Below are 20,760 nucleotides of genomic sequence, written 5' to 3'. Positions count from 1 at the left end.
CGCAGACAGGCGGACCAGACCTCGGCTGTATCACCCCGAACACGGAAGGTTTTACGTGGACGTTCACGCGCTCGGCTGGGTCGGCCTAGGCCTCGTCGTCATTGTGCTTATTTCTATCGACATCATCGGTCATGTCCGTACACCGCACGCCCCCACCATGAAAGAGGCGGCATTGTGGACTGTGGGCTACGTTTCTCTCGCGATGCTATTCGGAATCGGGATCTGGGCGATTTATGGCGGCCAGTATGCCGGAGAGTTCTACGGCGGCTGGATCACCGAATGGTCCCTGTCGCTCGACAACTTGTTCGTCTTTGTCATCATTATGAATTCGTTCAGAGTGCCGCGAGAATATCAGCAAAAAGCGCTGCTCAGCGGCATCATCATTGCGCTCGTCATGCGCCTGATCTTCATCCTGATCGGCGCCGCACTGATTGAGCGCTTCTCCTGGGTCTTCTTTATCTTCGGTGCATGGCTGCTATGGACGGCATACTCTCAGGCACGCCAGGGGACCGGCGGAGACGAGAAAGAATCCGAACAGGGTGAAAACGGGTTCATCCGCCTCGTGCGCCGCATCGTTCCCGTCACCGACGGGTATTACTCGGACCGGTTCCTCTATCGCCATGGCGGAAAGACTGCTGTGACACCGCTGCTGCTGGTGGTCCTCGCTCTGGGGTCAGCCGACCTCATGTTTGCGTTCGACTCCATTCCGGCAATCTTCGGCCTCACGAAAGAGCCGTACCTGGTCTTCGCGTGCAACGCCTTCGCCCTGCTGGGTCTGCGTCAGCTCTACTTCCTGATCGACGGACTGCTTGATCGTCTCGTGTACCTTCACTACGGCCTGGCCGTCATTCTTGGCTTCATCGGCGTGAAGCTCATTTTGCACGCCCTGCATGAGAACACGTTGCCGTTCATTAACGGTGGACAGGGCTTCGAAAGCGTCCCCGAGGTGGGCACACCGCTCTCACTGGCCGTCATCGCCGGAACGCTGATCATCACGGTGATCGCCTCGATCCTGAAGTCACGCCACTCAAACGCCCTGCGGGCACCTCAGCCGATTAATCGCAGTGCCAAGGCCGAGCAGGATGCGGCACGCTCCTCGGTGCGTGAGGTCGCTGACTCCGACGAGCAGCATACTGAGCCGCGTCCGTCAGTGGACTGATGCCAGCACCCAAGCCATCCGGCCTCACGGCCGCGCAAGTGGAAGAACGCACCCGTCAGGGTGAGGTCAACCATCACCATACGAAGACGTCCCGCTCGCTCGGATCAATAGCGCGAGCGAATGTTTTCACCCTGTTCAACACGATCCTTACCACCGCAATTGTTGTGGTACTGATTGTGGGGGACTGGCGGGACGCAGTGTTCGGCGGCGTGATGGTACTCAACGCCATCATCGGTATCGCGGCGGAATACCGCGCGAAGAAAACGCTCGATTCCCTGGCGATTGTCGACGCGCCGCATTCGCTGGTGTGGCGGGACGGTGAAGAGCGCGAGGTCCTGTCGGAAGACGTGGTACGCGGCGACATCATCGAGCTGCGCCTGGGGGACCAGGTTCCCGTCGATGGAATCGTGCAGACTTCCCACAGCCTCGACATTGACGAATCTTTGTTGACGGGCGAATCCGTACCGATCAGAAAAAAGCAGGGTGACCGCGTCCTGGCCGGCACCGCTGTCGTCTCAGGTGACGGCCTTATCGAAGCCACTGTTGTCGGAAACGCCGTCTATGCCCATACGCTCACAGAGCAGGTCCGCCGGTTCACGCGCACCACGTCCGAGATTCAGCAGGGCATTAACCGCGTCCTGCGGGTCATTTCGTGGCTGATTGTGCCCGTCACCGCGCTGATCGTATGGTCGCAGATCCGCCTCGATCCGCTCAGCGGTGGATGGCGGCACGCACTCGTCCTGGCGATCGCGGCAGTTGTCGGCATGATCCCGCAGGGCCTGGTTCTGCTGACCTCCATGAACTTCGCCCTCGGCGCGGCAACACTGGCACGGCGCAAAGTCCTCGTCAATGAGCTTCCCGCGGTGGAAGTCCTCGCGCGTGTGGATGCCCTCTGCGTTGACAAAACGGGAACGCTGACTACCGGCGGAGTGAGCGTCGATTCTATGATTCCCCTAGGCGCGGGTGACAGCGGTGACCGAATTGACGAGGGTGCCGCCCGCGCACTGTTGACACTCAATGCTTCCACACACAACGCAACTGCGGAAGCGATCGTTGCTCATCTGAAGGCGCAGGCACTCGGGGTGGAGCCAGCTGACCTGTCTGATAACTGGAGCGTCCCATTCAATTCGACACGCAAATGGTCGGGATTCAGTGATGGACAGCAGGCCTGGGTGCTGGGCGCTCCGGAAATGACGGTGACTGACGCGAACGTGCTGGAACACGTCACGCGCGTTGCCGACCAGGGACTTCGCGTTGTGGTGCTCAGCTGTGCGCCGGCAGCTCCCTCGTCAATGGAGGAGGAACTACTGCAGGGACTTCAGCCGAACACTCTGATCGTCCTGCGCGAACAGATCCGCCCCGACGCTGCTGACACAATGGCGTATTTCCGCCGGCAGGGCGTGCGGGTACGCGTGATATCAGGTGACAATCCTGCGACTGTGCAGGCTATCGCGAGCGTGGCCTCATTGCGTGAGGACCAGGCGACGATTCGCGGGATGGATGCGCGCACCCTGCCTGAGGACATGGACAGCGACGCGTTCGTGCAGGCCGTGATGGATCATGATGTGTTCGGACGTGTCACTCCGGAGCAAAAACGCGCAATGGTGCGGGCATTACAGTCTCGCGGGCATACTGTCGCGATGACGGGTGACGGCGTCAATGACGCACTTGCCCTGAAAGATGCCGACCTGGGAATCGCGATGGGCAGCGGTGCCCGCGCCACGAAAGCGGTGGCGCAGATCGTGCTGGTCGATGGAGCGTTTGCAGCTCTGCCAGGGGTCGTCGCTGAAGGGCGGCGCATCATGGCGAATATGGAACGTGTCTCCGCGCTCTTCCTGGCCAAGACGGTCTACGCCAGCCTCATAGCCGTGATCTGCGCGCTTGCCGCCTGGCACTACCCGTTCCTGCCCCGTCACTTCACCTACATTGATGCGCTGACCATCGGAATCCCGGCATTCTTCATCGCGCTGGGACCGAACAGGCGACGATACGTCAGCGGATATTTGAAGCGCGTGCTCGGCCTGGCCGTTCCATCAGGGTGCGTGTTGGCTGCAGCTGCGTTGACTGCGTACTGGATGGTGGGCGTAGGAAAAGTGGAGGGCCAAACCGCTGCCGCGTTGTCGTTGATGTGTGGTGCACTGTGGCTCCTGTCCATTACCGCACGCCCGGTCAATTCGTGGCGCGCCGGACTGATTGCACTCATGCTGATCTGTGCCATCGCGGGAGTATTCATTCCACTCATCCGCGACTTCTTTGCGCTGGAGTGGCCGGCAGCGCACGACGGATGGGTGATCCTCGCGTGCGGCCTTACCGCCTGTATCCTCATCGAAGCGGCGCATCGCGCATACTCATTGCGCCACCAGCGAAAGGCTGAAACGGACGGTGCGCCACTAGACTGACAGTGCGGAGATACCGCGTGAAGGAGTTGAAGATGACTGCATGGAAGCTGCCGCTGACGATCCTGGGAAACGAGGATGCTCCGGCGTTGGTGCTGGGACATTCACTGGGATCAAGCCACGACATGTGGGAGAGCGTCATCCCCTTGATTCGCGACGATTTTTATATCGTCCTCTACGATCTGCCCGGGCACGGAGGAACACCGATTGCTCCGGTCGACCGTGAACTGACGATGACCGACGTTGTGGAAGCATTGCTTGGCGCGTTGGATGATCACGGCGTCGATACGTTTCATTGCGCCGGACTGTCACTGGGTGGCATGGTCGCCATGGCTACTGCAATCACACATCCTCAGCGGGTGCGCAGCCTCACCGTCATGAGTGCCGGGCCGATCAATGGTCAGCCTGATCAGTGGTACGACAAAGCTGGGGCTGTGCGTCGCGACGGCACAGCAAGCCTGGTGGACGCAACGTTCGAGCGCTGGTTCATGCCTGAATTTGCTTCGGGGGAGGGTGCTGACCGCGTTGAGGCGATTCGCAGGATCTTCGAAAACTGTGATGACGAGGGATACGCGCAGTGCTGCGAGGTCCTCGCCAGTACGGACATGCGTGGCGACGTTGCGAGCATCCACACTCCAACCCTCCTGATCAGCGCTGAAGAGGACGGTTCACTGAACTGGGCGGGCGCTGACGAACTGGCCCGCACCATCCGTAGTGGAGGGGCGACTGTGCAGGTGGCACGCATCCCTCAAGCGCGGCATATGAGCGCCGTTGAGAAGCCGGAGCTGGTGGCTCGGGCTCTCAAAGGGCTGGTCGACTAGAGGCAGCCGAAATCTACGAGTACGGGAACTTCGTGTCGAATTCTTCGGCCAGGCTGCCGATGGTCGGTTCCCACTGCATGATGCGCCGATCAATGATGAACCCCTGAACGTAGAACGGATCATCCTCGAGGATCTTCAGCGCCACATTGGCGGACTCTGCCTTCAAGATGATGAGGGCACCCTCATGCATCGCATCGCGGAGCCAACCTGAGGACAGCAGAACATCTTTCGTATACAGATCCCGCAGGAAACGGCGGTGCGCCGGGCGGAAATCCTGCGTCAGAGAATTCAACTTGGTGTCATACGTGTACTCAACGACATAGATACGCATAGGTCAATTATCCCAGCATTGCGATCGCGGCGCGCCTGAATGCATGAACAGATCCTGCGCACCCACCCCACATGGAACAGATGTGCGAGAATCGCGCCGGAGCCGTAGGATCGAGGGGTGTCAGACCAGTTGATCGTGCGCGGAGCGCGCCAGCACAACCTCAAAAGCGTCAACCTCGAGTTACCTCGCGACGCGATGATCGTCTTTTCCGGCCTGTCCGGCTCCGGAAAGTCATCTCTCGCATTCGATACCATTTTTGCCGAGGGGCAGCGCCGCTACGTTGAATCCCTGTCGTCATATGCGCGCCAGTTCCTCGGTCAGATGGACAAACCTGACGTTGACTTCATCGAAGGCCTCTCTCCGGCAGTGTCCATCGATCAGAAATCCACCTCACGTAACCCGCGATCAACGGTAGGCACGATCACTGAAATCCACGACTACCTGCGTCTTTTGTTCGCACGGGCGGGCACTGCGCACTGTCCGACGTGTGGCGCTGAAATCACCGCCCAGACCCCGCAGCAGATCGTGGACAGTGTGCGCTCGATGGAGGAGGGCACCCGCTTCCAGGTCCTCGCACCCGTCGTGCGTGGCCGCAAGGGTGAGTACCGCGAATTACTCGACGATCTGCGCGCTGCCGGCTATTCACGCGCATTGATTGACGGTGAAGTGGTGCGTTTGGAGAACGCGCCGACCCTTGAGAAGAAGCTGAAACACACCATCGAAGTCGTCATCGACCGACTGGTGGTGCGCGACGGTATGAAGCAGCGTCTGACTGACTCGGTAGAAACAGCGCTGGGGCTGTCGGAAGGCCTGGTTGTCATTGACGTCGTGGATCTGGACGCGGACGATCCGAACAGGCGGCGCCGCTACTCTGAAAAGCGCGCCTGCCCGAACGACCATCCACTTGCACTTGAAGAGATCGAGCCTCGCACATTCTCATTCAACGCTCCTTACGGTGCATGTCCTGAATGTATGGGGATCGGCTCGCGGCTGGAAGTCGACCCTGACCTCGTCGTTCCCGACGAAGAACTGTCTCTTGAGGATGGGGCTGTCGCACCGTGGAGCCGGAACGTTAAGTACCACGTACGCTTGCTGAAATCCCTCGGTAAGGAGCTCGGCTTTTCGACCAGGACTGCGTGGAAGGAGCTGCCCAGTCAGGCGCGCCAGGCGATCCTGTACGGCAAAGACTACGAAGTGAAAGTCAAGTTCCGTAACAGGTGGGGGCGCGAGCGTTCCTACACGACTGGCTTCGAAGGCGCTGTCAACTACATCGAACGCAAGCGTGAGGAAACTGAGTCGGATCGAACGTTGGAACGCCTGGAAGCGTACATGCGTGAGGTGCCATGTCCCGTGTGTCAGGGTGCCCGCCTGAAGCCGGAAGTGCTGGCTGTGCGCATCGGTGGCCTGAACATTGCCGAGGTGTCGAACCTGTCGATTGCTGATCTCGAGCGTTTCATGAGTGAGCTCGAGCTCGACCAGCGACAGCAGTTCATTGCGCGCCCTATTTTGCAGGAAATCATCGCCCGCTTGAAGTTTCTCAACGATGTGGGGTTGACGTACCTGACATTGTCAAGGGCGGCCGGAACCCTTTCCGGTGGTGAAGCTCAGCGTATCCGGCTGGCCACCCAGATCGGGTCGGGACTGGTCGGGGTTCTCTACGTCTTGGATGAGCCATCTATCGGCCTGCATCAACGTGATAACCAGCGCCTGATCGCCACCCTGAAGCGCCTTCGCGACCTCGGCAACACGCTGATCGTTGTCGAACATGACGAAGAAACGATTGAATCGGCCGACTGGGTCGTGGACATTGGACCGGGTGCCGGAGAAAACGGCGGATGGGTCGTGTACTCCGGAAGCGTGGAGGAGTTGAAGAAGAATCGGAACTCGTTGACAGGGGAGTACCTGTCGGGGCGCCGGTCCATTGCCATTCCAACCGAACGCAGGCCGGTGGACCGCTCCCGCGTCATCACGGTGAAAGGCGCGCGTGAAAACAACCTCGATAACCTCACCGTGTCATTCCCTCTCGGAGTGTTCATCGCCGTGACGGGCGTGTCAGGATCGGGCAAATCCACTCTGGTTAACCAGATTCTGTATCGGTCCCTCGCATCCCGCCTCAACGGGGCGCGCATGGTTCCGGGACGCCACCGCGCGATCACCGGTCTGGATCACCTCGACAAGGTGATTCATGTGGATCAGTCACCCATTGGACGCACCCCGCGTTCGAACCCAGCTACCTACACCGGGGTGTGGGACCTGATTCGCCAGCTTTTCGCACAAACGCATGAAGCCAAGGTTCGCGGCTACATGCCGGGACGTTTCTCCTTCAATGTTAAGGGCGGCAGGTGCGAAGCCTGCAAGGGCGACGGCACGATTCGCATTGAAATGAACTTCCTGCCCGACGTGTATGTGCCGTGCGAGGTGTGTCACGGCAAGCGGTACAACAGGGAGACACTGGAAGTCCACTACAAGGGCAAGACAGTGGCAGATGTTCTGGATATGTCCATCTCGGAAGCGGCGGAGTTCTTCCAGTCGCTGCCGCGTATCGCTCGTCATCTCAACACGCTCGTCGAGGTTGGCCTGGGGTACGTGCGGCTGGGACAGGCCGCCACGACACTGTCCGGTGGCGAAGCTCAGCGTGTAAAACTGGCGTCCGAACTGCAGCGACGCTCCTCAGGACGATCAGTGTATGTTCTGGACGAGCCGACGACGGGTCTGCATAGCGAAGACATTCGCAAGCTCTTGATGGTGTTGCAGACACTGGTTGATAAAGGCAATACGGTCATCGTGATTGAGCACAACCTGGATGTCATCAAGTGCGCGGATTGGATCATTGACATGGGCCCTGAAGGGGGATCCGGCGGTGGCCAGGTCGTGGCTGAGGGCACACCTGAAGATGTTGCCGCCGTCGACGAATCATTCACTGGTCAGTATTTGAGAAAAATTCTCGACTTCAGCGTAGAGTAGATCTATGAGTGGTGACCGGCGCATAACAGTAGGTTTGGTCGGAGCTGGCGGCATTGCGCGATCCCACATGTCAGCGTGGCGGTCACTCGGCGTTGACATCCTCGTCTATTCGAAGGAAGACGCCAACGAGCTGTGCGCGGAGTTCTCCACCGGACGCGTCGTTGACACGCTCGAGAACCTGGTCGCACAATCCCAGGTGATCGATGTCCTGACACCAACATACGCACACGAGGAAGCTGTGCGCGCCGGTCTGGACGCCGGGCGCCAGGTCATCTGTGAAAAACCGCTGGCACTGGACGCGCCGACAGCACAGCAGCTGCTTGAATTGTCACGCGCACGCGACAACGCACTGTACGTCGCGCATGTCGTGCGGTATTTCCCGGAATATGCCACCCTCCACGATGCCGTCTCCAGCGGATATATCGGCCGCCCGGCGGTAGCACGTCTGAACCGGACCGGCACGTTCCCGCAATGGGCCTCGTGGTTCGCTGACGAGGAAAAATCCGGTGGAATTGTCGATGATCTCATGATCCATGACCTTGATATTGCCCGATGGGTGCTGGGAGAGGTACGCAGCGTGTATGCAACACTGCGCCATGCCACTGCTCCCGATGGACGGCGCGTGAGCGTTGCTCAGGCGACATTGCGTCATGAGGACGAAGCGATCTCGAATGTGCGCGCGACGTGGGGGCCGGTGGGCACACCATTTCGCACTTCATTCTATGTTGCGGGAACCGACGGGTGTCTGGAGCACGATTCAACAGCTCACCCACCTCTGCAGGTCCGCAGCGACGCACCAACTGACGTATCAATGCTGCCGACCACATCAGGATCCCCGGCCGACCCCTACTACGCAGAACTGAGCGAGTTCATGGAGTCCATGTCCACCGGCTCAACGCCGAGGGTGAGTGCAGAAGACGCGGTCGAAGCGCTGAAGCTGGCAGACGCGGTTCGCCTGTCAGCCCATCGCGATGCGGTAGTGGAGTTGTGAGATGAAAACCATACGTATCGGATTGTTGTCGTTCGCACACATGCATGCCGAGGGATACGCCACAGCCCTCATGGGCATGGACGGCGTCGAATTGATGTGCACCGACCCGGATTCACACAGGGCAGGACGCCCCAGCCCTGCATGGCGCGGCAGAAAAGGAGCCCGCGCGCTCGGTGTGCCCTACGTCGACACGTGTGAGGAGTTAGAGCAATGGGGGCCAGACGCAGTGATCGTCTGCTCCGAAAATACCGAACACAGGCGCATGGTCGAATGGGCGGCTGAGCGTGGATATCACGTCCTGTGTGAGAAACCGATCGCCACCAGTCATGACGATGCTGTCGCCATGTGGGATGCATGCCGTCAGGCAGGAGTCTTCCTGATGACCGCTTATCCGGTGCGTTTTTCAACAGCGTGCCGAGAACTCAAGACGCGAGTTGATCACGGCCAGTTGGGCGATCTGGTGGGCTTCGCCGGCTCGAATAACGGGAAAATCCCCAGTGGTGGCCGCACCTGGTTCACTGATCCGGATCAGGCCGGTGGCGGTGCCCTCGTCGACCATGTCGTCCACATCGCTGACATTCTGGACATGCTGCTCGACGGTGAACAGGCATCATCCGTGTGGGCTGCCGATAACCGGATTCTGGGCGCAGATAATCCCGACGTTCATGTAGAGACCAGCGGACTCGTCACGGTGCGCTATCCGTCAGGTCTGGTCGGCACAATTGACTGTTCATGGAGCATGCCGGAAGCGGCGCCAACATGGGGTGGCCTTGCCCTCGACATTATCGGCACAAGAGGTACCGCGCGTTTCGCCCCCTTGGATGCGCGGGTGTCTGGTGCCGTCTGTGGGCAAGCCGCATGGCTGGGATACGGTGAAGATATGGATGGCGTCATGCTGCGCACGTTCACTGACGCTGTGCGCACCGGTCACACACCTCAGCCGGACGCAGCATCGGCTATCCGGTCACTGGACATCATGCTGGCAGCACAGCAATCGGCACGCAGGGGTGCGGTAGTCCACCTCAACTAGCGCCGCAGCCAGGACCGCAGTTTCCTGCTCACCGTGGACGCAGGTCTCGCGTGCGGCTGACGTGCACGTACAGTCGCATTACGCTCGGCCAGGCCTTCCTCGTACAGGGCATCAACTTCCTGTGCGTAATCCTTCAGCACTTTCGAGCGACGAAGTTTCAACGAGGGGGTCAGGTACCCGTCCTCAACGGTAAACACGGTGTCGACGAGGCGGAAGCGACGAATCGACTCGGCTCGCGAAACAGCGCGGTTGGCTCTGTCGATGGCCCGCTGCAAAGAATGCTGGACTTCCGGCATGCGCATTGCAACCGAGGGATCAACAACTGGCAGATTATGTGCGACCAGCCAGTTGGCGAGCATATCTGAATCGAGGGTGATGAGTGCACCAATGTAGGGCCGATTATCGCCCACTACGATCACATGTCCGATCAGCGGATGTGTCTGAAGCTGTTCTTCGAGTACCTCGGGCGACACGTTCTTGCCACCGGCCGTTACCAGGAGTTCCTTGCGGCGCCCCGTAATCGACAGGTGACCAGTGTGCGGGTCAATCGTTCCTAGATCGCCCGTGTGGAACCACCCATCCTCAAACGATTCAGCAGTCTCATCAGGCAAGCTGTGATAGCCGGTTGAAACAGATACGCCGCGCACCAGAATTTCACCGTGCTCGGAGATCTTGATTTCGTTTCCGGGAACAACACTGCCGACCGTGTTAAACGGCGTGTAATCGGCATGCTGCACGGCGATCGGGCCGGTTGTCTCGGTCAGCCCGTAGCCCTGAACCAACGTGAGATCGAGGCCTGAGAAGAACTCAGCAAGTTCCGGTGCCAGGGGCGCGCCACCGGAAATAATCAGCTCAATATTGGGACCCAATGCCGCCTGGATCTTGCGCAACGCCAAAGCCGTCGCGATCCCATGATTGAGTCTCAGCGACAGGGGAGTGCTTGTTTCCGAGCGCTCTGCACGTGCATACAGGCGAGACTGTTTGGCCGACCACTGGAAGATACGCAGCTTTGTGCCCTTCGCCGCCTTTGCTGACGCCGCGCTGTAAACCTTTTCAAGGACGCGAGGCACCGCCAGAAGGATCGATGGTTTAAAGGCCTGAATGTCGGGAAGCAGGTTCTTGATGTTTGGTGAGAAAGCAAGTCGCCCTCGGCCGGCCACGAAGGCATGCATGACCAGGCGCGCCAGGACGTGCGCGACTGGGAGGAACAACAGGAGGCGTGAGTTCTCGTTGTACTGGTACTGCGGCAGGACTTGCCCCAGACCCAGCGTCGTGCCGACGAAGTTGTGATGCGTCAGCTCGACACCTTTCGGGGTGCCGGTCGTGCCCGACGTGTAGACCAGAGTGGCCAGAGAATCACCACGTACATCGCGGAAACGCTCCTCAACCTTGTCCGGCACGATGCGGCCCGCCGCGCGCGCCAGGTTACGCATTGCTCCGCGATCGAGGGAATGGATCGACTCGACGCATTCGGGGCGAACAGTTTCCACCAGATCCGCCTGCTGCACGGTTGCCGTGATGACGTGTCGGATATGGGCATCGGTGAGGATGCGCTCGATCTGTGCGGTTGAATCCGATTCGTAGATGGGCACAACTACGCCGCCCACAGTCATCACTGCCAGGTCAAGGACCAGCCAGTCAAAACTGGTGGGAGACAAAATCGCCACCCGTTCACCGGCCTCCAGACCCCACGCAAGAAAACCTCGTGCGATTACCTCGACGCGATCCAGCAAGTCAGACGCGGTGATGGGAAGCATTGCGCCCACCGAGGAGCGATCTTCAACCACGACATCAAAGGGGAACTCGTCGGCACGCTTGCGCAGCATTGCTGGAATCGTCATCAATGGATCCACCGGCTGGGTGAGGTCAGCTCGATATACGGTCTGATCTCGGTCAGGCATTGTGATTCCCTTTCACGTGGACAGTCATGATGGACGACGGGGCGGCCATCATCTATGTTTCAGACAAGCTTACCGCAGGTGAGCGAGCACCTTACACGTTGAAGTACATGTCGAACTCTGCCGGGTGCGGGTAAGCACGCATCGGCGCGATCTCGTTGGTGGTCTTGTACTCAATCCACGTGTCAATCAAATCCTGCGTAAAGACGTCGTTTTCTGTCAGGAAGTCTGAATCGGCACGCAGGTGATCCAACGCCGCTTCAAGAGAGTGAGGCAGCTTGGCGATATCGGTGTATTCCTGCGGAGGCAGGTCGTACAGATCCTTATCGATGGGGGCGGCAGGCTCCACGCGGTTGCGAATACCGTCCAGGCCGGCCATCAGGCACGCCGAGAAGGACAGGTACGGGTTCGCTGACGGGTCAGGTACGCGGTACTCGACGCGCTTGGCCTTTGGTGAGGTTCCTGACACGGGAATTCGGATACACGCCGACCTGTTGCGCGCCGAATAAACGAGGTTGACCGGCGCTTCGAAGCCCGGCATGAGTCGACGGTAGGAGTTAATCGACGGGTTCGTAAAGGCGAGCAGGGCGGGCGCGTGCTCCAACAGGCCTCCGATGAACCAGCGCGCCAGGTCGGACAGAGAACCATATCCTCGTTCGTCATAGAACAGCGGGTCGCCGTCTTTCCACAGGGACAGGTGGGTGTGCATGCCAGAGCCGTTGTCACCGAAGAGCGGCTTAGGCATGAACGTGGCGGTCTTGCCGCATTCCCACGCGGAGTTGCGCACAATGTACTTGAACTTCATCATGTCGTCGGCGGCCTGACACAGAGGCGCAAAACGGTAGTTGATCTCATGCTGGCCGCCTGCACCGACCTCGTGGTGCGCGCGCTCAATGACGAGGCCCGCTTCAGCAAGATTGTGTGTCATGTGGTCACGAACGTCAGCAAACATATCTATCGGGGAAACCGGCGCGTACCCGCCTTTCAGTGGCGTCTTGTAGCCCAGGTTCATGCCGTCCTCGTTGCGCGCGGTGTTCCAGTAGGCATCATCGCTGTCCAGTCGGAACATGCTGTGGTGAGGCTCGACTTTGTACTGCACGCTGTCAAACATGTAGAACTCGGCTTCAGCGCCGATGAAGCACGTATCGGCAATGCCGGTCGACTTCAGGTAGGCCTCAGCTTTTTGCGCCACCTGCCGCGGATCGCGGGAGAACGGTTCAGAGGTGAACGGATCAACGACCGAAAAGACGACGACCAGTGTCTTGGCAGCGCGGAAAGGGTCGACGTAGGCGGTGGTGATGTCGGGGACGAGCTTCATATCGGACTCGTGAATCGCGGAAAAGCCGCGCACAGATGAACCGTCGAACATCAGGCCGTCTGACAACGCGCCGTCGATGAACTCATTGGGAGGAACAATCATGTGTTGCTGAATGCCGAAAAGATCGCAGTAGCGTACATCGATGAATTCAATCTCTTCACGCGTGATGAAGTCGACTATTTCTTTCTCGCTGGTGAACATTCGTGTGCCCCTTCCGGGTCGATTCATGAGATCACGGCAGTCGCCATGTCTGAGTGTACTCATTTGAACGCCCGCACTCACATCGCGTCCGTCCTGCGTCGTGCCGTTCAATTGGCGCCGTCGCTGCCGGAAGCTAGGCTAAAGGAATGGCGAAGTTGGATCAGTGGCGCCCTCGGACGAGCGACATTCCCACGCAGCCGGGAGTGTACCGATTTCGTGACGACCAGGGCCGCGTCATCTATGTCGGTAAAGCGAAAAACCTTCGCAACCGGCTGACCAACTATTTTCAGGATCCTCAGGTTCTGCACCCGCGCACCCGCCACATGGTTGCAACAGCTGCCAGCGTGCAGTGGACAGTTGTGTCCAACGAGATCGAGGCGCTCTCCCTGGAATTCACGTGGATCAAGGAATTCGACCCGCGATTCAACGTGATGTATCGCGATGACAAGTCCTATCCGTACCTTGCGGTGACGATGTCAGAAAAGTTTCCGCGCGTCCATATCACGCGGCAGTCACGCAGAAAAGGCACACGCTATTTTGGCCCCTACACGCAAGTGTGGGCGATCCGCGAAACCATCGACATGCTGCTGCGAGTTTTCCCTGTCAGAACATGTTCACCTGGTGTCTTCAAACGCTACCAGGCGCAGTGCAGGCCGTGTCTGCTGGGCGATATTGGCAAATGCTCTGCGCCGTGTGCCGGGCGCATCAGTGCCGACGCTCATCGCGAACTTGCGCAGAACCTGTGCGAGTTCATGCAGGGCAAGGCTGCGCCAGTCATTCGCTCCCTTGAGGCGCAGATGAAGCAGGCTGCCGCCGAACTCGACTTTGAGAAAGCCGCTAGGCTGCGTGACGATTTGAAAGCCATAACGACGGTGCTGGAGCGTAACACGATGGTCCTCGAGGACGGAACCGACGCTGACGTATTCGCCCTGGCGTGTGATGAACTGGACGCTGCCGTGTATGTCTTCCACGTGAGGGGAGGTCGCGTACGAGGCACACGCGGGTGGGTAGTGGACCGCGTCGACGATGCGAGCGAGGCAGATCTGATGAGCGCTCTGCTCGAGCAAGTCTACGGAGACGTTCCTCGCGCCGAACAGCCTTTACGAGGGCGGCCGCGCGGCCAGGCTGAAGCTCGATCCGTGGACGATGTGGCACATACTCCGACATCAACGCTTCCCCGGGAAGTTCTGGTGTCAGTGGAGCCTGCGGATCGCGACGCCCTGGAGAAGTGGCTCACCACGTTGCGCGGTGCGCGTGTGCGTGTGCGTGTGCCTCAGCGCGGAACCGCGGCTTCCTTGATGAAAACGGTGCAGGAAAACGCGCAGCAGTCGCTGGTTCTTCACCGCACGAAACGTGCCAGTGACCTCACCCAGCGGTCCCGGGCGCTCGAAGAACTGGCTGAGAACCTCGGCCTGGAAGCAGCACCGCTGCGTATCGAGTGCTACGACATTTCCCACACAGCCGGCCAGCAGCAGGTTGCTTCGATGGTGGTATTTGAAGATGGTGCCCCGCGTAAGTCGGACTACCGCACGTTCAACATCCGACCGCGCTCCGACGGCACACCGCCTGACGATACGGCGGCAATGACGCAGGTATTGCAGCGGCGCTTCACCCGCCTGCTGGCGGAAGAGGCCGGCATCGAAGGTGAAGACGATGATGGTGTGGAGTTCGCTACTGGACCGATCGATCCGCACACGGGACGCCCTCGTCGATTTTCCTACCGGCCGGATCTTGTGGTGGTTGACGGCGCACTGGCGCAGGTGAACGCGGCCGAAAAGGCTTTAACGGGGGTGGGGGTTGACCTGCCGGTTGTAGGACTGGCCAAACGTCTGGAGGAGGTGTGGGTGCCTGGTGATGAGTTTCCACTGATTTTGCCTCGCACCTCGGCTGCTCTGTATTTGCTGCAGTATTTGCGCGATGAATCTCACCGTTTTGCGATTACGCACCATCGGCGTCGACGCACGAAAGCGCAGACGCGGTCTGTCCTGGACGGAATTGAGGGACTGGGGCCCGTACGTCAAAAAGCGTTGCTGGCTCATTTCGGCTCGGTGAAGCGCCTGCGGGCTGCCAGCGCTGAGCAGATTGAACAAGTCCAGGGTATCGGACCAGCATTGGCCGCTACTATTGTGGAATCGCTTGGCACTGACCGTGAGGAGACTCGCAATGACTGAATCGACGTCGCCCCTTCCTACACCGCTTCCCGCGCGGGTATTGCTGCTGGGATCGGGGGAACTGGGGCGTGAACTGACGATTTCGCTCAAGCGCCTGGGCGCCCATGTGACTGCGGTCGATGCCTATGCGCATGCTCCCGCGATGCAGGTTGCGGATGACTATCGTGTGATCGACATGAGCGATCCGGACTCTTTGCGTGACGTGCTCAGCAGCGTGCACGTTGACCTGATTGTGCCCGAACTGGAAGCAATTGCCACGCACGTGCTGGCCGAATTTGAACAGGCTGGGAGCGCACGCGTCGTTCCGAACGCGTTCGCGGTGCAGGCAACGATGGATCGCGAACGCATACGGAGCGTGGCGAGTGCTGTTCCAGGGGTGCGCACATCGAAGTTTCGCTTCGCATCCAGTGTCGACGAGGTGCGCAGCGCGCTGGAATATACGGGCGTACCGGCCTTCATTAAACCCACGATGTCCTCGTCGGGACATGGACAGTCGCGAGTTGAATCGGTTGACGAGGCTGAATCGGCGTGGACATATGCCCAGGACGATGCGCGGGCCACCACAGGGCGCGTCATCGTTGAGGAGGGCGTGACATTCGACTGTGAAATCACTCTGCTCACCGTGCGGTGGTGGGACGACGAGGCAGGCGAGGTTCGAACCAGCGTGTGTGAACCGATCGGTCACCGGCAGGTCAGCGGTGACTACGTTGAATCGTGGCAAAGCGCCGACATTTCACCGCGTGCACGTGAGCGAGCCGAGGAGATGGCTGTTGCCGTCACCGGCGCTCTGGCAGAGCGCGGGGCGGAGCCATGTCTGGGACTGTTTGGAGTGGAGTTCTTCATTCAGGGCGACGACGTGTGGTTCTCCGAGTTGTCACCGCGCCCACATGACACCGGCATGGTGACCATGATGACGCAGGACCAATCTGAATTCGACATTCATGCTCGCGCGATCCTTGGCCTGCCCGTCGACACGACGATGCGCCGCACTGGAGCATCTGCAGTTGTGAAGGCGCCACGAGCGTTCTCCCTTGCCGGTTACGAGGGTGTCGCCCGCGCGCTACGTGACGGAGGAGATTTGAGAATCTTCTCGAAATCCGCCACGCGTGCCGGCCGCAGGCTGGCGGTGGCGCTGGCATGGGGCGACTCGGTGCCGGAAGCACGTGAACGTGCTCAGGCGATTGCGAGCGAAGTGACGGTAGTCGAACGTGATGACTCAGCACAAAATACCGATGAAGATGGCATCCTAGTTTCATGACGACAACGCACAACAGTGACGACGTGGATCCGCTGACAGTTCCTCAGGGCATTCCACTGCTAGATCGTGACACGCCTCCGCCGGAAGAAGCGGAGGAGGACACGAACGAAGTCCTCATTATCACCGGCCGTTCAGGTGCTGGCCGCTCTCAGGCTGCGCGTGCGTTAGAGGACCTCGACTGGTACGTGGTCGATAATCTGCCTCCCTCGATGCTGCCGGCACTGGTCGGCATGATGTCTCCACGCGGAGGTGCGGGCGTACACCGCCTGGCCGCCGTGGTAGATGTGCGCTCAGGCGCCTTTTTCGCTGACTTGACATCCACACTGGAAAAGATGCGCGACAGCGGAATCATGTACCGCCTCATTTTCCTGGAAGCCAACGAACCGACACTGGTGCGCCGATATGAGTCGAACAGGAGGCCGCACCCTCTTCAAGGGGACGGGACACTACTGGACGGCATCACACGTGAAATGGAGTTGTTGGCACCGCTGCGCGAACACGCGGATGAAGTGATCGATACGTCCGCTATGTCAGTGCATGACCTGTCGCGACACATCCGCGACGTCATTGCAGGGGAAGGAGAGCGTCCCCTGCAGCTCACAGTTGAATCTTTCGGATTCAAGTACGGACTGCCGCTGGATGCCGACCATGTCGTGGACGTCCGCTTCCTGAAGAACCCGTACTGGGTGGGGGAGCTGCGCCACTTGACGGGGCGCGACGAACCGGTCGCACAGTATGTGCTCGATCAGCCCGGAGCTCGCGAATTTGCTGAGAATTATGTTGACCTGCTGCTGCCCATCATGGAGGGCTATGTCAGTGAGCTGAAGCCTTTCGTGACGATTGCCGTCGGGTGCACAGGTGGTCGGCACCGGTCGGTCGCGATCGCAGAACTGATCGCTCAGCGTTTCCGTAGCCACCAATTGACGGTGCGAGTCCTTCACCGCGACATAGGCAGGGACTGATTATGGCGGGATATCTGGATGCAGAAGGATGGGCACAGCGCGGTGAATCCGGCTCACGTGTCGTTGCTTTGGGGGGTGGACACGGGCTGTCCGCAACCCTGCGGGCTCTGCGACACATCACGCATCAGCTCACAGCGATCGTCACAGTAGCCGACGATGGGGGATCTTCAGGACGTCTGCGTTCTGAAACAGATCTTCTACCTCCAGGAGATCTGCGAATGGCTCTGGCCAGTTTGTGCGAGGAAACCGAATGGGGACTGACCTGGCGCGATGTGATGCAGCTGCGTCTGCGTACCAACGGGCCATTGAATGGCCATGCCCTTGGGAACCTGCTTATCTCCGGCCTGTGGCAGCTTCTGGGCGACCCCGTTGAGGGTTTGGAATGGGTCGGCCGGCTCCTGGGCGCTCAGGGCCGGGTCCTGCCGATGGCATCAGTTCCACTGGACATTGAAGCCGATATGGAAAACGAAGGCGAGCTGTACACGGTACGGGGCCAGTCACGCGTCGCCGTCGCGCCCGGACGTGTGCGCCACGTGCGCCTTATCCCTGAGGATCCGCCCGTCCCAGAGGCTGCAATGCACGCCATCCAGGAAGCTGAATGGGTCGTGCTCGGTCCAGGGTCGTGGTACACCTCGTTAATTCCGCACCTGCTGGTTTCACAGTTGCACCGGGCACTGGTCACAACAGATGCCCACAGGGCACTGGTCCTGAATCTGGCCCGCCAGCGTGGTGAAACAGACACGATGAGCGCTGCCGATCACGTGCGCGTCCTACGCGACCATGCACCTGATCTCAAGCTGGACGTTGTCATTGCCGACCCGACTGCCACGGATGATATTGATACGCTCATTCAGGCAGCGCAGGACGTGGGCGCTCGAGTCATGTTGCGCCAGGTGCGAACGGGCGACGGGAAGCCCCATCATGATCCGTTGCGTCTGGCTGCGGCTCTGCGAGATGCATTCGATGGATTCATGGGAGAGGTGGGACGATCGGAACCGTGGTTAGCATGAGCAGTTGTCATCAAGGCGCTCTACACGACACGAGGAGGCGATCATGTCTTTAACGATGGACATGAAAGAGGAGCTTGCTCACCTGGTTCCTGCACGTCAATCGACAATGGCGGCCGAGGCTGCTGTGATGCTCCGATTTGCCGGAGGTCTGCACCTCGTGTCTGGTCGAATTATCATCGAGGCTGAACTGGATTCCCCACTTGTCGCTCGACGCCTGCGAGCCTTCCTCACCTCGCTGTACGGTACGGAATCATCTGTCGTTGTCGTGTCAGGTGGTGCGCTGCGTCGCGGTGACCGATACGTGGTGCGCGTCGTCAAGGAAGCAGACGCCCTGGCACGCGTGACAGGACTGGTCGATCAACTGGGACGCCCGGTCAGAGGCTTGGCGCCGCACCTGGTCAGCGCCGGAAAAGACGAAGCAGCAGCAGGATGGCGAGGAGCCTTTCTGGCACGAGGATCCTTGCTGGAACCGGGTCGATCAACGTCGATGGAAGTGACCTGTCCCGGCCCTGAAGCGGCAATGGCCCTTGTCGGGTGTGCACGACGACTGGGAGCGACGGGGAAGTCGCGCGAAATCCGCGGAGCTGATCGGGTTGTCATCCGGGAGGCGGACTCGATTTCCACGCTCATCAATGCGATGGGTGCCGTCAAGACGTTTGAGGTGTGGAAAGAACGCCGCGAACGTCGCGAAGCGCGAGGCAGCGCCAACCGCCTGGCCAACTTTGATGATGCGAACCTTCGGCGCTCGGCTCGTGCGGCAGTAGCCGCAGGTGCCAGGGTTCGACGTGCCTTTGAGATTCTGGGCGACTCCGTGCCGCCGCATCTGCGTGAGGCGGGCGAACTGCGCATCCAATACCGCCAGGCTTCATTGGAAGAACTGGGTAAGCACATTGATCCACCCTTGACTAAGGACGCCGTGGCGGGGCGCATCCGTAGACTGCTGGCAATGGCCGATAAGGCTGCACACGAGCAGGGGATACCCGACACTGAGTCTGCACTCACGCTCGAAATGTTCGATGATTAGAAGTGTCACGAACAGCCTGTTCGCTTGACGCAAACTTCTTGTAGGCCATTCGACCCTGACTAAATGGCCTATGGGGTGTACATTGAAGAGTGCTTGAACCGCAGAAGTCTGCGGGCTGGATTGTGGTACCGAGCCCTATCCGGTTGCACGAAATACGTGCCCCTATATGGGGTACAAGCAGGAGGACTATAGTGACCATCCGCGTTGGAATCAACGGCTTCGGCCGCATCGGCCGCAACTTCTTCCGTGCCGCTCGTCAGCAGGGTGCGGATTTTGAAATCGTGGCAGTAAACGATCTGACCGATAACAAGACCCTCGCTCACTTGCTCAAGTTTGACTCCATCACGGGTCGTCTTGACGCAGAGGTGACCTACGACGAGGAGTCAATCTCCGTCGATGGAAAGAAGATTGTTGCTCTTGAAGAGCGCGATCCGGCCAACCTGCCGTGGAAGGACCTCGGCGTAGATGTCGTCGTCGAGTCCACCGGATTCTTTACAGACGGTGAGAAGGCAAAGGCCCACATCGAAGCCGGTGCCAAGAAGGTAATCATCTCCGCGCCTGGCAAGAACGTTGACGCCACATTCGTCATGGGCGTGAACAGCGACGACTACGACAACGAGAAGCACAACATCGTGTCGAACGCCTCGTGCACCACCAACTGCCTTGCTCCTCTGGCCAAGGTTCTCGATGAGGCTTTCGGAATCGATAGCGGCCTCATGGTGACCGTGCACGCCTACACCGGCGATCAGCGCATCCACGACGCACCGCACAAGGATCTGCGTCGCGCCCGCGCAGCAGCTCTGAACATCGTCCCGACCTCGACCGGTGCAGCCCGCGCCGTGTCCCTGGTTCTTCCTCAGCTGAAGGGCCGTCTGGACGGCTACGCAATGCGCGTCCCGGTTCCGACCGGCTCCGTCGTCGACCTCACCTTCATCCCGAAGAAGGATGGCGTCACCGCCGAAGACGTGAACGCAGCATGCAAGGCAGCCTCGACCGGCGAATTTGCCGAAGCGTTCAAGTACTCCGAGGATGAACTGGTTTCGACCGACATCACCGGCGATCCCCACACCTCCATCTTCGACTCGAAGCTGACCAAGGTCATTGACAACCAGATCAAGGTTGTCTCCTGGTACGACAACGAATGGGGCTACTCCAACAGCCTCGTTCGCCTGACCTCGAAGGTCGCGGCCGCGCTCTGAGCACGACGTTAGAATGAGGAGAGGCGC

General features: G+C 59.7%; 15 protein-coding genes. 12 read left to right on the top strand and 3 right to left on the bottom strand.

Annotation, left to right across the window (positions count from 1 at the left end; all coding sequences use genetic code 11):
• Positions 1-55: 55 nt before the first annotated feature.
• The 3 genes from QP093_RS01000 to QP093_RS00990 are packed head-to-tail and all read left to right on the top strand — an operon-like array spanning position 56 to position 4,376.
• Positions 56-1,159, top strand: a complete 1,104-nt coding sequence (locus QP093_RS01000; RefSeq protein ID WP_285014112.1) for a TerC family protein — start codon at positions 56-58, stop codon at positions 1,157-1,159.
• Positions 1,159-3,558: an HAD-IC family P-type ATPase gene (locus tag QP093_RS00995; RefSeq protein ID WP_285014111.1), complete on the top strand. Its 2,400-nt coding sequence runs from the start codon at positions 1,159-1,161 to the stop codon at positions 3,556-3,558. The genes QP093_RS01000 and QP093_RS00995 overlap by 1 nt, the downstream gene beginning before the upstream one ends.
• A 32-nt stretch (positions 3,559-3,590) precedes the next feature.
• Positions 3,591-4,376: an alpha/beta fold hydrolase gene (locus QP093_RS00990; RefSeq protein ID WP_285014110.1), complete on the top strand. Its 786-nt coding sequence runs from the start codon at positions 3,591-3,593 to the stop codon at positions 4,374-4,376.
• Between the two features lie 13 nt (positions 4,377-4,389).
• Here QP093_RS00990 and QP093_RS00985 read toward each other — a convergent pair whose 3' ends face one another.
• Positions 4,390-4,707, bottom strand: a complete 318-nt coding sequence (locus tag QP093_RS00985; protein ID WP_070727138.1) for a YciI family protein — start codon at positions 4,705-4,707, stop codon at positions 4,390-4,392.
• Positions 4,708-4,824: 117 nt separating this feature from the next.
• Here QP093_RS00985 and uvrA point away from each other — a divergent pair, with 117 nt between their 5' ends.
• Genes uvrA through QP093_RS00970 form a run of 3 tightly spaced genes read left to right on the top strand, consistent with a single transcriptional unit; the run spans position 4,825 to position 9,692 of the window.
• Positions 4,825-7,671 carry an excinuclease ABC subunit UvrA gene (uvrA, locus tag QP093_RS00980; RefSeq protein ID WP_070727140.1) on the top strand — a complete coding sequence of 949 codons (2,847 nt, stop codon included), beginning with the start codon at positions 4,825-4,827 and terminating at the stop codon, positions 7,669-7,671.
• Between the two features lie 4 nt (positions 7,672-7,675).
• Positions 7,676-8,662 carry a Gfo/Idh/MocA family protein gene (locus tag QP093_RS00975; RefSeq protein ID WP_285014109.1) on the top strand — a complete coding sequence of 329 codons (987 nt, stop codon included), beginning with the start codon at positions 7,676-7,678 and terminating at the stop codon, positions 8,660-8,662.
• 1 nt (position 8,663) lies between these two features.
• Positions 8,664-9,692 (top strand): Gfo/Idh/MocA family protein, encoded by a 1,029-nt coding sequence (locus QP093_RS00970; protein ID WP_058236662.1) that lies wholly within the window; start codon positions 8,664-8,666, stop codon positions 9,690-9,692.
• On the opposite strand, the gene QP093_RS00965 is transcribed toward QP093_RS00970, so the two are convergent.
• Positions 9,689-11,533, bottom strand: a complete 1,845-nt coding sequence (locus QP093_RS00965; RefSeq protein WP_285014323.1) for an AMP-dependent synthetase/ligase — start codon at positions 11,531-11,533, stop codon at positions 9,689-9,691. The two genes, QP093_RS00970 and QP093_RS00965, sit on opposite strands and share 4 nt — an antisense overlap.
• 151 nt (positions 11,534-11,684) lie before the next feature.
• Positions 11,685-13,109, bottom strand: coding sequence for a type I glutamate--ammonia ligase (gene glnA / locus QP093_RS00960; protein ID WP_285014108.1), 1,425 nt, complete (start codon positions 13,107-13,109; stop codon positions 11,685-11,687).
• Between the two features lie 146 nt (positions 13,110-13,255).
• On the opposite strand from glnA, the gene uvrC reads away from it, so the two are divergent.
• The 6 genes from uvrC to gap all read left to right on the top strand — a co-directional run bounded on the left by uvrC (position 13,256) and on the right by gap (position 20,733).
• Positions 13,256-15,280 (top strand): excinuclease ABC subunit UvrC, encoded by a 2,025-nt coding sequence (uvrC, locus tag QP093_RS00955; protein WP_058236664.1) that lies wholly within the window; start codon positions 13,256-13,258, stop codon positions 15,278-15,280.
• Positions 15,273-16,538: a formate-dependent phosphoribosylglycinamide formyltransferase gene (gene purT, locus QP093_RS00950; RefSeq protein WP_285014107.1), complete on the top strand. Its 1,266-nt coding sequence runs from the start codon at positions 15,273-15,275 to the stop codon at positions 16,536-16,538. The genes uvrC and purT overlap by 8 nt, the downstream gene beginning before the upstream one ends.
• Entirely contained in the window at positions 16,535-17,500 is a 966-nt protein-coding gene (gene rapZ / locus QP093_RS00945) for an RNase adapter RapZ (protein ID WP_058236666.1), read from the top strand. Before purT ends, rapZ begins: the two co-directional genes overlap by 4 nt.
• Before the next feature lie 2 nt (positions 17,501-17,502).
• Positions 17,503-18,510, top strand: a complete 1,008-nt coding sequence (locus QP093_RS00940) for a gluconeogenesis factor YvcK family protein (protein WP_070727155.1) — start codon at positions 17,503-17,505, stop codon at positions 18,508-18,510.
• Positions 18,511-18,553: 43 nt separating this feature from the next.
• Positions 18,554-19,534: a DNA-binding protein WhiA gene (whiA, locus tag QP093_RS00935; RefSeq protein ID WP_058236668.1), complete on the top strand. Its 981-nt coding sequence runs from the start codon at positions 18,554-18,556 to the stop codon at positions 19,532-19,534.
• Between the two features lie 191 nt (positions 19,535-19,725).
• Positions 19,726-20,733 (top strand): type I glyceraldehyde-3-phosphate dehydrogenase, encoded by a 1,008-nt coding sequence (gene gap / locus QP093_RS00930; RefSeq protein ID WP_285014106.1) that lies wholly within the window; start codon positions 19,726-19,728, stop codon positions 20,731-20,733.
• The last annotated feature ends 27 nt before the right edge of the window (positions 20,734-20,760 follow it).

Source organism: Pauljensenia sp. UMB10120, assembly GCF_030212035.1.
GTDB classification, from domain to species: domain Bacteria; phylum Actinomycetota; class Actinomycetes; order Actinomycetales; family Actinomycetaceae; genus Pauljensenia; species Pauljensenia radingae_A.
The sequence above is the reverse complement of the archived record's forward strand: the minus strand, read 5'-3'. Positions and strand labels throughout refer to the sequence as shown.

Coding starts and splice junctions, on each gene's coding strand:
- QP093_RS00995 (WP_285014111.1), top strand. CDS start 1,159: ATGCCAGCACCCAAGCCATCCGGCCTCACGGCCGCGCAAGTGGAAGAA.
- QP093_RS00990 (WP_285014110.1), top strand. CDS start 3,591: ATGACTGCATGGAAGCTGCCGCTGACGATCCTGGGAAACGAGGATGCT.
- QP093_RS00985 (WP_070727138.1), bottom strand. CDS start 4,707: ATGCGTATCTATGTCGTTGAGTACACGTATGACACCAAGTTGAATTCT.
- QP093_RS00975 (WP_285014109.1), top strand. CDS start 7,676: ATGAGTGGTGACCGGCGCATAACAGTAGGTTTGGTCGGAGCTGGCGGC.
- QP093_RS00970 (WP_058236662.1), top strand. CDS start 8,664: ATGAAAACCATACGTATCGGATTGTTGTCGTTCGCACACATGCATGCC.
- QP093_RS00965 (WP_285014323.1), bottom strand. CDS start 11,533: ATGACGATTCCAGCAATGCTGCGCAAGCGTGCCGACGAGTTCCCCTTT.
- glnA (WP_285014108.1), bottom strand. CDS start 13,109: ATGTTCACCAGCGAGAAAGAAATAGTCGACTTCATCACGCGTGAAGAG.
- uvrC (WP_058236664.1), top strand. CDS start 13,256: ATGGCGAAGTTGGATCAGTGGCGCCCTCGGACGAGCGACATTCCCACG.
- purT (WP_285014107.1), top strand. CDS start 15,273: ATGACTGAATCGACGTCGCCCCTTCCTACACCGCTTCCCGCGCGGGTA.
- rapZ (WP_058236666.1), top strand. CDS start 16,535: ATGACGACAACGCACAACAGTGACGACGTGGATCCGCTGACAGTTCCT.
- QP093_RS00940 (WP_070727155.1), top strand. CDS start 17,503: ATGGCGGGATATCTGGATGCAGAAGGATGGGCACAGCGCGGTGAATCC.
- whiA (WP_058236668.1), top strand. CDS start 18,554: ATGTCTTTAACGATGGACATGAAAGAGGAGCTTGCTCACCTGGTTCCT.